The sequence below is a fragment of the Pseudomonas sp. PAMC25584 genome (genome assembly GCF_058135675.1).
The window spans coordinates 5,394,944-5,408,238 of the sequence record NZ_CM176870.1; the positions used below are offsets into that span (position 1 = coordinate 5,394,944).

General features: G+C 61.7%; 14 protein-coding genes. 6 read left to right on the top strand and 8 right to left on the bottom strand.

Going from position 1 to position 13,295, the window contains the following annotated elements:
* Positions 1-167 precede the first annotated feature (167 nt).
* Positions 168-1,406: a TIGR03862 family flavoprotein gene (locus ACS5Q8_RS25165; RefSeq protein WP_465159542.1), complete on the top strand. Its 1,239-nt coding sequence runs from the start codon at positions 168-170 to the stop codon at positions 1,404-1,406.
* A 111-nt stretch (positions 1,407-1,517) separates the two neighbouring features.
* Here ACS5Q8_RS25165 and rhlE1 read toward each other — a convergent pair whose 3' ends face one another.
* Together rhlE1 and yedA are read right to left on the bottom strand one after the other, a co-directional pair.
* Positions 1,518-2,852 carry an RNA helicase RhlE1 gene (rhlE1, locus tag ACS5Q8_RS25170; RefSeq protein WP_126588946.1) on the bottom strand — a complete coding sequence of 445 codons (1,335 nt, stop codon included), beginning with the start codon at positions 2,850-2,852 and terminating at the stop codon, positions 1,518-1,520.
* 60 nt (positions 2,853-2,912) lie between these two features.
* Positions 2,913-3,809 carry a drug/metabolite exporter YedA gene (gene yedA, locus ACS5Q8_RS25175; protein WP_276194988.1) on the bottom strand — a complete coding sequence of 299 codons (897 nt, stop codon included), beginning with the start codon at positions 3,807-3,809 and terminating at the stop codon, positions 2,913-2,915.
* A 160-nt stretch (positions 3,810-3,969) separates the two neighbouring features.
* On the opposite strand from yedA, the gene ACS5Q8_RS25180 reads away from it, so the two are divergent.
* Positions 3,970-4,431, top strand: a complete 462-nt coding sequence (locus ACS5Q8_RS25180; protein ID WP_247405006.1) for an Lrp/AsnC family transcriptional regulator — start codon at positions 3,970-3,972, stop codon at positions 4,429-4,431.
* Positions 4,432-4,532: 101 nt separating this feature from the next.
* Here ACS5Q8_RS25180 and ACS5Q8_RS25185 read toward each other — a convergent pair whose 3' ends face one another.
* Both ACS5Q8_RS25185 and ACS5Q8_RS25190 read right to left on the bottom strand, forming a co-directional pair.
* Positions 4,533-4,805, bottom strand: coding sequence for an acyl carrier protein (locus ACS5Q8_RS25185; protein ID WP_276194989.1), 273 nt, complete (start codon positions 4,803-4,805; stop codon positions 4,533-4,535).
* 217 nt (positions 4,806-5,022) lie between these two features.
* A complete protein-coding gene (locus ACS5Q8_RS25190; RefSeq protein WP_276194990.1) occupies positions 5,023-5,361 on the bottom strand; it encodes a hypothetical protein in 339 nt (112 codons plus the stop codon).
* Positions 5,362-5,860: 499 nt separating this feature from the next.
* Between ACS5Q8_RS25190 and ACS5Q8_RS25195 the strand changes: the two genes are divergently transcribed.
* Positions 5,861-6,157: a DUF3077 domain-containing protein gene (locus ACS5Q8_RS25195; RefSeq protein WP_276194991.1), complete on the top strand. Its 297-nt coding sequence runs from the start codon at positions 5,861-5,863 to the stop codon at positions 6,155-6,157.
* Positions 6,158-6,194: 37 nt separating this feature from the next.
* Here ACS5Q8_RS25195 and ACS5Q8_RS25200 read toward each other — a convergent pair whose 3' ends face one another.
* The 3 genes from ACS5Q8_RS25200 to ACS5Q8_RS25210 form a co-directional block, all read right to left on the bottom strand.
* Positions 6,195-6,806 (bottom strand): 3'-5' exonuclease, encoded by a 612-nt coding sequence (locus ACS5Q8_RS25200; protein ID WP_276194992.1) that lies wholly within the window; start codon positions 6,804-6,806, stop codon positions 6,195-6,197.
* 46 nt (positions 6,807-6,852) lie between these two features.
* Entirely contained in the window at positions 6,853-7,329 is a 477-nt protein-coding gene (locus tag ACS5Q8_RS25205; protein ID WP_017848308.1) for a LabA-like NYN domain-containing protein, read from the bottom strand.
* Positions 7,330-7,458: 129 nt separating this feature from the next.
* Positions 7,459-8,211: a DUF2076 domain-containing protein gene (locus ACS5Q8_RS25210; RefSeq protein WP_426100577.1), complete on the bottom strand. Its 753-nt coding sequence runs from the start codon at positions 8,209-8,211 to the stop codon at positions 7,459-7,461.
* Positions 8,212-8,391: 180 nt separating this feature from the next.
* On the opposite strand from ACS5Q8_RS25210, the gene ACS5Q8_RS25215 reads away from it, so the two are divergent.
* Both ACS5Q8_RS25215 and ACS5Q8_RS25220 read left to right on the top strand, forming a co-directional pair.
* Complete coding sequence (locus ACS5Q8_RS25215) at positions 8,392-9,051, top strand: DUF7847 domain-containing protein (protein WP_276194994.1); 660 nt, start codon at positions 8,392-8,394, stop codon at positions 9,049-9,051.
* Positions 9,052-9,091: 40 nt separating this feature from the next.
* Positions 9,092-10,180 (top strand): endonuclease/exonuclease/phosphatase family protein, encoded by a 1,089-nt coding sequence (locus tag ACS5Q8_RS25220; RefSeq protein WP_276194995.1) that lies wholly within the window; start codon positions 9,092-9,094, stop codon positions 10,178-10,180.
* A gap of 32 nt (positions 10,181-10,212) precedes the next feature.
* Here ACS5Q8_RS25220 and hrpB read toward each other — a convergent pair whose 3' ends face one another.
* Positions 10,213-12,720: an ATP-dependent helicase HrpB gene (gene hrpB, locus ACS5Q8_RS25225; RefSeq protein WP_465159543.1), complete on the bottom strand. Its 2,508-nt coding sequence runs from the start codon at positions 12,718-12,720 to the stop codon at positions 10,213-10,215.
* A gap of 140 nt (positions 12,721-12,860) precedes the next feature.
* Here hrpB and ACS5Q8_RS25230 point away from each other — a divergent pair, with 140 nt between their 5' ends.
* On the top strand, positions 12,861-13,280 hold the full coding sequence (locus ACS5Q8_RS25230; RefSeq protein ID WP_017848313.1) for a hypothetical protein: 420 nt from the start codon (positions 12,861-12,863) through the stop codon (positions 13,278-13,280).
* Positions 13,281-13,295 lie beyond the last annotated feature (15 nt).

Genomic DNA, 13,295 nt, shown 5'->3' on the forward strand with positions numbered 1-13,295 from the left:
TGGGCGTTACCCACAATGCCTGTGGAACGGCCTGTGGATAACTTGAGCGTAAAGCGTTGAAAGCCAGTAACTGCATAGCCTGTAGGAAGCTGTACGTTTTTTGATCAGGAACTTGCGGCGTCCTCGGGTAGAATGCTCGGCCTATTCACGCGACCGTAGCCCTGCCCATGCCTCACACCCCTGCTCAACACGTCACTATTATCGGCGGCGGCCCTGCCGGCCTGATGGCCGCTGAAGTCCTGAGCCAGGCAGGCCTGCGGGTGGACGTGTACGACGGCATGCCCTCGGTGGGGCGCAAGTTCCTGCTGGCCGGCGTGGGCGGTATGAACATCACCCACTCCGAAGCTTACCCGGCGTTCCTCTCACGCTACGCCGAACGTGCACCGCAGATGGCGCCATTGCTGCGCGCGTTTGGCGCGCAAGCGCTGTGCGAATGGATTCATGGCCTGGGCATCGAGACCTTTGTCGGCACCTCCGGCCGGGTGTTTCCTACCGATATGAAAGCCGCCCCGCTGTTGCGTGCCTGGCTCAAGCGCCTGCGCGACCACGGTGTGGTTATCCACACCCGCCATCGCTGGCTGGGCTGGAGCGCGAACGGTGGTTTACTTATCCACAGCCCGGACGGCGAAAAAACCATCCACAGCGACGCCGTGCTGCTGGCCCTTGGCGGCGGTAGTTGGTCGCGCCTGGGCTCCGACGGCGCCTGGCTCAAACTGCTGGAAGATAAAGGCGTGCCCTGCGCGCCGTTACAGCCCAGTAATTGTGGCTTCGAGGTGTCGGCCTGGAGCGAACTGATGGTCAGCAAATTCGCTGGCGCGCCGTTGAAAAACGTCGCCATTGGCCTGGGTGATGACAAGCCACGCCTGGGCGAATGCGTGATCACCGCCACCGGCATCGAGGGCAGCCTGATCTACGCGCTGTCGGCGCCGATTCGTGAAGCGATCAATCGCGAGGGCGTGGCCACGGTGCATATCGACCTGCTGCCGAGCAAACCGCTGGACAAGGTCCAGGCCGCGCTGGCTAAACCGCGTGGTTCGCGCTCGATGAGCAAGCATTTGCACAGTCAGTTGGGGTTGGATGGGGTCAAGGCGGCGTTATTGCGCGAACTGGCACCCGCCGGACACTTCAACGACCCGGCGCAATTGGCTGTGGATATCAAGGCATTGCCCCTGAGCCTGGCGAAAACCCGGCCGATGGATGAAGCGATCAGTACGGCGGGGGGCGTGCCGTTTGAGGCGCTGGACGAGCGGTTGATGCTCAAGCAATTGCCCGGGGTGTTCTGCGCGGGGGAAATGCTGGATTGGGAAGCGCCGACCGGCGGGTATTTGCTGACGGGGTGTTTTGCCAGTGGCAGAGCCGCCGGGCGGGGCATGTTGGAATGGTTGAACACTTCAGATTTGCGGTGAACTCTAGTCCGCCATCGGGGGCAAGCCCCCCTCCCACATTTTGAATGTATTCACAGATCAAAACTGTGGGAGGGGGCTTGCTCCAGATAGGCCATCAGCCGCGCCGAAAAATCACTTCTTCTTACGCGGCCCGGTGTTGAACACCGGCACTTTGCGCACCGGCTTGATCGACGGCTCCGCCGGCGCCACTTCGCCACTGTCCACCCACTTGCCCAGGTTGCGCTTACCGCCACCACCGGACGCCTTGGGTTTCTTAGGCTTTTTCGGCTTCTTCACCACCTGCCCACTGGCATCGGTATCCGGCACTCGGTGTTCCGGTTCGAAATCCTGCTCCATATGCCGGGTCAAGGTCTGACGGGTCAGCATCTCGATGGCCGACAGCATGTTCACTTCATCGGCACACACCAGGGAAATCGCTTCACCGGTGTTGCCCGCGCGGCCGGTACGGCCGATACGGTGGATGTAGTCCTCAGCCACGATCGGCAGGTCGAAGTTGACCACCAGCGGCAGGTCTTCGATATCCAGGCCACGGGCCGCCACGTCGGTGGCCACCAGGATCTGCACATCGCTTGACTTGAAGCGGTCCAGCGCACGTTGGCGGGTCGCCTGAGGCTTGTCGCCGTGGATGCCGTCGGCATTGATACCCAAGCCCTGCAGCTTATCCACCAGTGCATCCACGCCGTTACGGGTCTTGGCGAACACCAGCACCTGCTTCCAACGGCCCTTGCGCATTAGGTGGACAAACAGCTCCGGCTTGCGCTTCTTGTCGACCGGCACCACCCATTGCTTGACGGTATTGGCGGCGACGTTGCGCGGGCTGACTTCGATGCTCAGCGGGTCGTTGAGCATTTGCCCGGCGAGCGTGCGGATTTCATCGGAGAAGGTCGCGGAGAACAGCAGGGTCTGGCGCTTTTTCGGCAGCATGCGGTAAATATTCGCCAGCTCCTCGGAGAAGCCCAGGTCGAGCATGCGGTCGGCTTCGTCGAGCACCAGGGTTTGCAGTTGATTGAGTTTCAGCGCGTTCTGGCGAAACAGGTCGATCAGGCGGCCAGGCGTGGCAACCAGCACGTCGACGCCTTTGCGCAGCTTCATCATCTGCGGGTTGATGCTCACGCCGCCGTACACCGCGTAGGTGGTGAGCGGCAGGTTTTGGGCGTACTCAGCAACGCTGGCGTGAACCTGCTCGGCCAGCTCGCGGGTCGGGCACAGAATCAGCGCACGCGCCGAGTTGGCAGCGACTTTCGGCCCTTCCATGGTCAGCAGTTGCAGGAGCGGCACGGCGAAAGCGGCGGTCTTGCCAGTGCCGGTCTGGGCGGCGGCCATCAGGTCGCGGCCGGCCAGCACCGCCGGAATGGCTTGCGCCTGCACCGGCGTCGGAGTCTGGTAGCCGAGCGTCTCAAGGGCGCGCTGCAAGGGTTCGATCAGGCCAAGGGTGGCGAAAGTCATGTGTTTACCGTAGGGAAAATTCAGCGCCTAAGGGGGTAAAAAGGCGTTATGCGCGGCAGTTTACCTTATTTTCGGCCCAGGCTTTCGCCACTGGGGCAGGCTGATCAACAGCACGGCGCTGATGATCACCAACATGGCCAACGCCTCCTCGATACCGATGGACTCGCCGACAAACACAATCCCCAACAACACCGCCACTGCCGGGTTGACATACGCATAGCTGGTCGCGGCCGCCGGGCGCACGTGCTTGAGCAAGTACATATAGGCGTTGAAGGCGATGATCGAGCCGAACACCGTCAGGTAGGCCAGCGCCAGCCAGCCTTCCAGCGGCGGCATGGCTTGCAGGCGCTCACCGGACACCGCACTGCCAATCAACAACGCCACACCGGCCACCAGCATTTCCGCTGCACTGGCCATGGCGCCCTGGGGCAGCGACAGTTGCCGGCTCCAGACCGAACCGAATGCCCACGAGGCGGCGGCAAACAACAGCAAAGCCGCGCCCATCGGGCTCGATTGCAGGGTGCTGCCCATGTTGAGCATGGCGATGCCGACAATGCCCAGAATCACCCCGGCCCATTCCAGCCGGGTATTGCGCGCGCCCCAGAAGTAACCACACAGCAAGGTGAACAGCGGCACGGTCGCCACGGCCAGCGCGGCGACCCCGGACGACACGCCCGCATGCTCCGCCAACGTGACACCACCGTTACCGAAGGTGAGCAGCAAAATCCCGATCATCCCGGCAGCCTTCCACTGCGCCCACGTCGGCGCCGGCACCCCGCGCCAGCGCAAAAACGCGTACATCAGCGCACCCGCCGTACAAAACCGAATCCCCGCCAGCAACAGCGGCGGCCAGTACTCCACACCGATCCGGATCACCAGGTAGGTAGATCCCCAAATCACGTACAACGCAAAAAAGGCGGCGATCAACGGTAAGGGAAAGCGACGTGGGCCAGGCATTGGGCAGCTCTGTGGCAAAAAAAGAGAGGCTTATTCTAAAAAGGCAGGCGCATAAACATAAGTTACAAAACCTGTTTAAACCGCCCATACACTTTTCAAAGCATGGTTATGAAGGCTATAAACCATGTTTTCGAAAGCCGCTTAGCGCTGGAGCCTTTTCATGGACAAATACGACCGCATGCTCCTCAGTGCCCTGCTCGAAGACGGCCGCGCCTCCTTCGCGCAACTCGCACGCACGGTCAACCTCTCCGCCCCCGCCGTGGCTGAACGTGTGGCCAAGCTGGAAGCCAGCGGCGTGATCACCGGCTACCAGGCCAAGGTGGACCTGTCCAAAGTGGGTTTGCCGATCCAGTGCGTGATTGAACTGCGCCTGACCAACCATGGCAGCCAGAAGGTGTACGACGCCCTGGCCGAAATCCCCGAACTGACCGAATGCCACCGGGTGACTGGCGACCCGTGCGTCATCATGCAAGCGGCGGTGGGCTCGATGCCGGAGCTGGAGAGTTTGATTAATCGGATAGCGAAGTTCGGGTTCAGCAAGACCTCGATCATTTTATCGAGCGCGATAGAACGGCGGGTGCCGTTGGGGCAGTTGGAGGGGAATGGCAAAAGTGGTGGCTGATCTACCGTCATCGGGGGCAAGCCCCCTCCCACAGTTTGCATGTATTCGCACATCAAAATGTGGGAGGGACGGTGCGACGATTCGACTTGCCCCCGATGGCGTCAGAGGCCGCACTGCTGATTTGAACGCTGAACGATCAAGTCGACAATTTGCTCGAGGGTGGTGATGTGATCCCAATCTGCCTGCGTCGCGCGCAGCTTGAATTGCCACTTGATCTGCATGACGAAGCAAGTCAAATCGTCATCGATGATCTTGAAGTCATGGATGAAATCCGTTTGCTCCGTCACCTGGCTGCGGTCGATGAAGCCGATGATATCGACGAACAGTTGAATGACCTTTTCGCTGATCTCGGCTCGGGTCAGATTACTTTGCATTTCTTGCCTCGTAGGCACACTTACCAATACTGATTAGATCAAAAACAGCCAACCCCGCAGCCACGAAGGGAATGCCTCGCCCGATAATGCCAAATACCCTGACAGTTCCAAATGTTGCTTTCGCCATTCTGGCCACGGTTGGCTGCCTGATCAATGTACGAGGGAAGAAGCGCATTCCGATGAGGCTAGCCAGGTTCGTCGTTTTGCTGGAGCCGACTTAAACCCAAGTGCCCAAGGCAATTTTGCTTATCGGTATGCCCGCCGCACCAATGAGAACCGTTGCAGCCGTCAAGCCGTAGTGTTGCTTTGTACACTTCCAGAGTTCGTCAAAAGTAGTGCTCGGCACCGAGGATTCCGCATGAATGGGCTTGAGTAACTGATAACTGGCGCCATGGGTCCAGCCTGGCGAATTAGGCAAAGCCATGACTGCCGGGCAGCTTGTCATTGTGTTTCCCATATGAAACGCCATGCTTGAAGTTGAGCCGAAATCGATGCCCTTGCTTTCGAGCTCAAACTTGCTTCGCATGATTGCTGTATGAAGATCGCTTTCCTGCATGCCGTAGTCCCTGTACGTAAATGACAGGCGGATAGTAAGTTTCAGCAAAGGGCGATTGGTGGTTGGCGGGAAAAACCAGAAAGGTCCGACGAAGCAGTAGCGCTTAGCCTACTGACGTTTCAGAAGACCGCTAAAAGCCTCCACAAAGAACTGATGTTTTAGTGGCCAGCAAGACCAATCCCTTTCATTTGCGGGACGTTTCCTAGAGAATTCCACGGCCTTGTTTCCGTCGGATCAGGTCGCTAGTCTCGCTCAGTCATCGAATGTTCGGTGGCCGGACGTGCAAGTCCGACGGCAAGTAGAATCCACAAATCAACATACAGCTTATTAATGCCCAGCTTGATGCTTGGCGTTCGCCCATTATGGCGGCTGTGCGTGGGAGGCCTTCGGGCCTGCTGGGTTTCGCTCCTTGCCCCGGTCTTGCACACCTACGTACAGTTGCCACCCCAATTCGCGTGCAAGCGGACGGTTGCAACTTCTTCCTGCAAGGAGTTCCACCATGGTCAAAGTCACCCCCGATCCACCCAACTTCCTCAGCGAAGACGCCCTACTCAACCGCCGCGCCATCGACTACTACCTCAAAGCGTCCGCCCCGGATGGGCCCACCTTCATCCTGAATGACAACCTGAGCCTCGAAGATGCCCTCGCCCATGCGGCGGACTTGCTGCATTGCGCGGTGAAAACTGCGCACTTGCCGGGAGAGGCGATGAACGCGCAGCAACGGGCGGTGATGCATTTGGTGGAAATGGCGAAGGGCGTGGTGGATCGGGCGCTGGAGTGTGTGCAGCCTCGATAGGCACCGCCCCTCCCACATTTTGAACGGCGTTGTTCTATCAGAACCCGCGATGCTTCTTCAAATGCTCATTGATCTTCGCCGCCGGGACTTTCTGCAACGTGCACAGCAAGTCATGGGACAGCTCGCGCAAGCCATGGGTCCGCCGCAGTTGCTCGGCCAGGTGTGCCGTCAGGTTGGCGGCCATTTCCGCATCCGCCATGGCCCGGTGCGCCTTGCCGGTGTGGGGCAGTTGGGCGAACGAATTAAGGGTGCCGAGTTTATGGTTGGGTGCCGCCGGCATCAGGCGGCGGGCCAATAGCAGCGAGCAGGCGAATTTTTGCAGGCGGGTGCGGCGGATCAGGCCCAGTTCGAAGTCCCAGAACTTCTGGTCGAACGCGGCGTTGTGCGCCAACAGCGGTGTGGTGCCGACGAACTCATTGACTTCGTTCATCACCCGCTCTGCCGCTGGCGCGCTACGCAGCATGGCGTTGCTGATGCCGGTGAGCTGTTCGATAAAGCCCGGTACGCGCACACCTGCGTTCATCAGGCTCTGGTAACGGTCCACGATTTGGCCGCGCTCAAGGATGACCACCGCGATTTCCGTGGCCCGGCAGTGGCTGCTCGGGGTGATGCCGGTGGTTTCAAAGTCGATGACCGCTATACGTTCCAAACCTGTTCCAACTCCGTCTAAGCATTTATTTATTGAGCCGCCGCGCTTATTTGAGCAGCAACGCGCCTTCGATCGGCACGTAGCGGCTGGCGGCGCGTATCAATGAGTTGGCCGTCAACCCCGGCACGCCGTAGGCCACGGCTTCGACGCCATGCTTGTGGATGATGCGGTCGAGCAGCATGTCGAAGTCACCGTCGCCGGAAGCCAACACCACTTCGTCAACGTTAGCGGCGGCGTCCATGATGTCGATAGTGATGCCCACGTCCCAGTCGCCCTTGGCCGAGCCGTCGCTGCGCTGGATGTAGGGCTTGAGCTTCACGGTAAAGCCCAGGTTGCGCAGGATCTGCTGGAATTGCTGCTGCTTGCTGTCGCCACGGTCGATGGCATAGGCATACGCCTCGACGATCTGCCCGCGCGAGCTGATGTCAGCCCACAGGGCGGCGTAGTTAAAGTGACAGCCATACGCCTGGCGCACGGTGTAGTAGAGGTTTTGTACATCGGCGAACACTGCAATTTTCTTCACCGCACTTCCCCATGACTGCCGCTTAGACCCCGGACGCGAAGGTCCGCAAAGGTTGCCAGTATGCCAGTCACGGGAAAGTTTCCGGGAAAAATCAGCCCGGGGCGGCAAAGCGCCCCGGGCCTGGGTGCGTCAGACGAAGGAATCGTCGTCGTCGAAGGAAGAGGAATCGCTATCGGCGAAGCTGTCCGAGGCGTTGTCGCTGCCCCAGCTATCATTGCCCGCGAATTTCTGGTCATCGTTGCCCCAGTTGCTGTTGTCACTGGCGGGCGCCGGCTCTTCACGGATGATTTCTTCCACCACTTGCGGCTGTTGCGAGTTGTGGTTGAACAGGCTGCTGATGCCTTCCGCCAGCATCACGCCACCGGCCACACCCGCTGCGGTTTTCAGGGCGCCACCGAGGAAGCCACTGCCAATCGGGGCGGCGGGTTGTTGTGGCTGTTGATAGTTCTGCTGCGGGGCGCCGTAGTTCTGCTGCGGCGCCGGCTGTCCGAAAGACGGCCGCGCCGGTTCACGCCAACCGCCGCCGGAAGAGGCCGGAGCGCTCTGTGCCGGTTGTGCATCACGTGGACCGCCGCCAAAGATGCTCGACAGAAAGCCACCGCTGCTCGGCGCCGGTTGTGCCGCCTGGGACTTGGCCCGCTGCAGTTCATCCTGCAATTGCTGGATCTGTTGCGCCTGTTGCTTGTTCTGCGCGTCGAGACTCTTGAGCGCGTGTTCCTGCACCAGGATCGACTGGGTCATGTAGTACCCGGCCGCCGGTTGGCGCGTCATATGCTCCTTGATCCGCGCTTCGGCCTGTGCGTCGCGGGGGGCTGTGTCCGTTTCGGCTTGTTGCAGCCGTGAAAACAGTCCATCGATCAGGGTTTGCTCTTCGCTGTTCATGGCGACCTCGTTAGATTGCCGGTAGAAATCATGGTCCGGTCTGTGATCAGGCCCGGTCCTTCTAGTTATGGGGGTGTTACCAGTTGTTTCAATGGTCTTTACTCAAGGTTTACGTTTGCTTGCTCACGGCACCTATCGGTTAAAGTGTGCCCCTGCTTTTTTCGGCCTGTGATGACTCTGATGAATCCGTTAGACGTACTGCGCGACTCCTTCCGCTTCACCCGGCACAACCTGGGCGCCATCGTCCAGCTATGCCTGCCGCTGGTGATCCTCGAAGCCCTGCTGCAACAGGTGCTCGACCACACGCTCGGCCCGGACGCATTCCCAGGCTACAGCGTGGTGGTGGGGTTGCTGGTGTATCCGCTGTACACCGGCGCGCTGATCCTGTTTCTCGATGCCCGCACCCGTGGCGAATCGCCGCGCCCCCAGGATGTGTGGGCCATGGCCCTGACCCTGTGGCCGCGCTTCGCCCTGCTGACGGCGATGAGCACGCTGCTGATATTGCTCGGGCTGTCGCTGTATTTCCTACCCGGCCTGTGGCTGATGGTGGTGCTCGCGTTTGCCGAGTACCTGCTGGTGCTGCGCGGTATGCCCGCACTGCAGGCGATGAAGGAAAGTTTACGTCTGACCCGTGGGCATTTCTGGCGAATCCTGGTGTGCATGCTGTGCGTAATGACGCCGCTGTGGCTGCTCAAAGGCGCCAGCGTGGCGGCGTATCCCGAGCCCGCGCCGTTGCTGGGGGTGCTGATCGACAGTGCACACAGCTTCCTGCAGCTGTTTACCAGTGTGGTGCTGTTCCGTTTATTCATGCTGATCGGTGGCGATGCCGACGCGCGGTGATATGCTCGGTGCCACTCCTGACACGCTATAAGCCGAGCCGATGACCCGTTTCTTGCGCATCACCTTGCTGGGCCTGCTGCTTATTGCAGGCCTGCTGACGGCCCTGATCTACAGCCTGACCTGGCGCCCCGCCGACAAGCAAACCCTGCCCGTGAGCTGCATCGCGCCCCGTGCGCCGACCCTGCTGCCCGGGCAGGCGCTCAAGGTGATGACCTGGAACGTGCAGTACCTGGCCGGCAAGAACTACGTGTTCTGGTACGACACCGCCGACGGCAGCGGCCCGGACGACCGCCCCACCGTCGAAGACATGGCCTTCAGCCTCGACGAGGTGGCCCGGGTGATTCGCGACGAACAACCCGACATCCTGCTGTTGCAGGAACTCGACGAAGGCGCCAAGCCGTCCCACTATCAAGACCAGGTAACGCTGCTCCAGGAACGCCTGGCCGACCTCTACCCCTGCAGCGCACAGGCCTTCGACTGGAAAGCCGACTTTATCCCCAACCTGCATATCTTTGGCAGCGTCGGCCGCAAGCTGGTAACCCTCAGTCGCTACCAGATCGAACACGCCGAACGCCTGCAACTGCCCGTGCCGCCCGCCAACTTCATCAGCCGTCAGTTCCAACCCAAACCGGCGTTGCTGCTGACCTACCTACCGCTGAGCGACGGCGGCCAACTGGCGGTACTCAACACCCGTCTGGAGGGCGACGAGCCGGGGCGTAGTGCGGTGCAAGAACAAGTCCAGGCCACAGTGAAACTACTCGACAAATTCGAAGGCCGCGGGACGCCCTGGTTGATCGGCGGGGATTTCAATGTGCTGCCGCTGGGGCAATTCCTGCGCCTGGATGCCGGTAAACGCGGGCAGTATTCGCCAGACAGCGAACTGCATCTGCTGTGGGACAAATACCCGATGATCCCGAGCAACAGCGAATCCAGCGGGATTGATCGTGAGCAGTGGCTGACGCACTTTCCGAATGACCCGAGCCTTGACGGGCCGGATCGCACCGTCGATTACCTGTTCTACAGCTCGCGGATCAAACGGGTGGAGGCGAAGGTGCGGCAGGCGGATACGTTGCGCATTTCCAACCATTTGCCGGTCATCGCACGGTTCCTGCTGCCGGCCGCGCAATAACCGCCCCTCCCACATTTGAATCGCTGTCACGCTTACTTACGCGGTTTGATTCGGGCGGTGGCCTCGGCCACCAACGGGTCATCCGGCCAGTAATGCTTGGGATAGCGCCCCTTCAGATCTTTCTTCACCTCGGCGTAGGTACTGCGCCAGAAGTTCGCCAGATCCTGGGTCACCTGCACCGGCCGTCGCGCCGGGGATAACAGGTGCAGCTTGACGACCTGGCGCCCGCCGGCAATGCGCGGTGTATCTGCCAGGCCGAACAATTCCTGCAGGCGCACCGCCAGAATCGGCGGATGCTCGCTGTAGTCCAACCGCACCGAAGAACCCGACGGCACTTTCAAATGCTGCGGCGCCAGTTCGTCCAGGCGTTGGGGTAGCGGCCAGGGCAACAGGTTGTGCAGGTAGCTGGAAATATCCAGGTTGGCAAAATGGCTGAGGCGCGAGACCTTGCCCAGGTAGGGCATCAGCCAGTGTTCCAGGCTTGCGAGTAAGGCGCTGTCGCTGACGTCGGGCCATTCGCTGGTTTTGCCGGTATCGAGCTGGCGCAGTAGCCTCACGCGGGCCTGCCATTGGCGCAGTTCCGGGGTCCAGGGCAACAGCTCCAGGCCTTTGCGCCGGACCAGGTTGACCAGCGCCTGGCTGCGCGCGTTTTCGTCGAGGCCGCTGAGGGGTTCGCGGCTGAGCACCAGTTCGCCGACTTTGCGTTGGCGTTCGGCGCGCAGCACGCCTTCGCGTTCGTCCCAATCCAATTGATCGACGTTGCGCACTTGTTCGGCGAGCACCGTGTCGAACAGCGTCGGATCAAAATCCGCCGCCAGGTAGATGCGTTCTTCGCGCTGGCCCTGGCGGCTGCCCAGGTCGGCAATCACCAGCCAGGCTTGCTTCATCAGGCTGTCAGCCTCGGCGAAGACTGCAGCGCGGCCATTGGCCAGGCGGTATTCGGCGCCGCCGGGTCGGCGTTGTTGGGCGACGCGGTCGGGGTAGGCCAACGCCAACAAGGCGCCAAGCCAGCGCGGGTGCTCGGGGTCGGCCACCGGCTGGGTCGCCCGGCCGCGCAAATAGCCACGGTATTGCCGCGCCAACTGCTTGGCGCGCTGCACACCGCCCTGGGTGCCCCGCGCGCGCTCTTCGCCAGACAGCAGGGCCAGGCGAGAGTGCAAATCCGCCCCGCCCCCGCGCAGGATATCGCGCTCGCCCAGCAGCGCCGCGACATCACACGCGGTGGCCGCAAGCCCCAAATCCTGCCCGCGCAACAGCAGATGGGCGATCCGCGGATGGGCCGGTAGCTCGGCCATCTTCTGGCCGTGGGCGGTCAGTTTGTCGTCATTCAAGGCGCCAAGGCGTTGCAGCAGGTCCTGGGCCTGGGCATACGCGGCAGTGGGCGGCACGTCGAGCCACACCAACTGCGCAGGCGTAACGCCCCAACGCGCCAGTTGCAAGGCCAGCCCGGCGAGGTCGGCCGCGAGGATTTCCGCGCTGCCATAGGCGGCCAGGCCTTCGTGCTGGTCCTCGGACCACAGGCGATAGCACACGCCCGGCTCCAGGCGCCCGGCCCGACCGGCACGCTGGGTGGCACTGGCGCGGGAGATGCGCTGGGTGTCGAGGCGAGTCATGCCGCTGCCGGGGTCGAAACGCGGCACGCGTGCCAGCCCGGCGTCGATCACCACACGCACGCCATTGATGGTCAGGCTGGTCTCGGCGATGTTGGTGGCCAGCACCACTTTGCGCTTGCCGGCGGGCGCCGGGTCGATGGCGGCACGCTGGGCGTTCAGGTCGAGCTCGCCATGCAGCGGGCAGAGCAGTACATCGGCGCGATCACCCAGAGCGTCCGCCAGTTGCTGGTTGACCCGGCGGATCTCCGCCTGGCCGGGCAGGAACACCAGCACGCTGCCGGTTTCGTCCTGCAGCGCGTCGAGGATGGTCTGCACCAGGCGCGGCTCGATAAACTCACCGACCTGGTACGGCCGCCCCCAGCGCATCTGCACCGGGAACATGCGCCCTTCGCTGCGCAGGATCGGCGCGTCATCCAACAGCGCGGCCAGGCGCTCGCCTTCGAGGGTGGCGGACATCAGCAGGATTTTCAGCGGCTGCTCGTCGCGAAACAGGTCGCGGCCATTCAGGCTCAGGGCCAGCGCCAGATCGGCGTCGAGGCTGCGTTCGTGGAACTCGTCGAAGATCAGCAGGCCCACGCCGTCCAGCGCCGGGTCGTCCTGCAGGCGGCGGGTGAGGATGCCTTCGGTGACCACTTCGATGCGCGTGTTGGGGCCGACTTTACTGTCGAGGCGGATGCGATAACCGACGGTTTCACCGACTTTCTCCCCCAGCTCGCTGGCCAGGCGCTCGGCGGCGGCGCGCGCGGCCAGGCGTCGCGGTTCGAGCATCAGGATGGTCTGCCCGGCCAGCCAAGGCTCATTCAACAAGGCTAACGGTACGCGGGTGGTTTTACCGGCGCCGGGCGGCGCTTCCAGCACGGCTTCATGGCGATTCGCCAAGGCGTCACGCAAGGCGGGTAAAACATCATCGATCGGCAACGAATTCATACTGGCTCCAAAGCAGAGCGGCGAGTATAACGGCGAACTGCTGAAGGCCGGTGGTGGTCTCACAAGCACCTCACCGGATCATCGTCGCCTGGCGGATCTGGCTTATAGTCACCTTTCAACCCTGTTCAGGAGTTTTTCTCATGCGTATCGCTTCCCGAGTCATCGGCGGTGTCCTCGCCGTCACGCTGCTGAGCCAACTGACCGCTTGCGGTTCGATTTTCTACCCTGACCGCCGCGGCCAGATCGACGGCAAGATCGACCCAACGATTGCCGTGCTCGATGCCGTAGGCCTGCTGTTCTACGTGATCCCTGGCCTGATCGCCTTCGGCGTCGACTTCGCCACCGGCGCGATCTACTTCGAACCGGGCAAGACCGCACAAGTCGCCCCGGAGAAACTGCAGCAAGCCATCGGCGCCGACGGCAAGGTCGACACGGCCAAGCTGCAGACCATCATCCAGCAGGAAACCGGCCGCACCTTGCCGCTGGACGACCCGCGCATGATCCAGTTCAAGGGCAGCGTGCAACAACTGGCTGCCCTCGGCTTACAACCGTCCGCCTAAGGATCTGACCCACTT

Coding starts and splice junctions, on each gene's coding strand:
- ACS5Q8_RS25165 (WP_465159542.1), top strand. CDS start 168: ATGCCTCACACCCCTGCTCAACACGTCACTATTATCGGCGGCGGCCCT.
- rhlE1 (WP_126588946.1), bottom strand. CDS start 2,852: ATGACTTTCGCCACCCTTGGCCTGATCGAACCCTTGCAGCGCGCCCTT.
- yedA (WP_276194988.1), bottom strand. CDS start 3,809: ATGCCTGGCCCACGTCGCTTTCCCTTACCGTTGATCGCCGCCTTTTTT.
- ACS5Q8_RS25180 (WP_247405006.1), top strand. CDS start 3,970: ATGGACAAATACGACCGCATGCTCCTCAGTGCCCTGCTCGAAGACGGC.
- ACS5Q8_RS25185 (WP_276194989.1), bottom strand. CDS start 4,805: ATGCAAAGTAATCTGACCCGAGCCGAGATCAGCGAAAAGGTCATTCAA.
- ACS5Q8_RS25190 (WP_276194990.1), bottom strand. CDS start 5,361: ATGCAGGAAAGCGATCTTCATACAGCAATCATGCGAAGCAAGTTTGAG.
- ACS5Q8_RS25195 (WP_276194991.1), top strand. CDS start 5,861: ATGGTCAAAGTCACCCCCGATCCACCCAACTTCCTCAGCGAAGACGCC.
- ACS5Q8_RS25210 (WP_426100577.1), bottom strand. CDS start 8,211: ATGAACAGCGAAGAGCAAACCCTGATCGATGGACTGTTTTCACGGCTG.
- ACS5Q8_RS25215 (WP_276194994.1), top strand. CDS start 8,392: ATGAATCCGTTAGACGTACTGCGCGACTCCTTCCGCTTCACCCGGCAC.
- ACS5Q8_RS25220 (WP_276194995.1), top strand. CDS start 9,092: ATGACCCGTTTCTTGCGCATCACCTTGCTGGGCCTGCTGCTTATTGCA.
- hrpB (WP_465159543.1), bottom strand. CDS start 12,720: ATGAATTCGTTGCCGATCGATGATGTTTTACCCGCCTTGCGTGACGCC.
- ACS5Q8_RS25230 (WP_017848313.1), top strand. CDS start 12,861: ATGCGTATCGCTTCCCGAGTCATCGGCGGTGTCCTCGCCGTCACGCTG.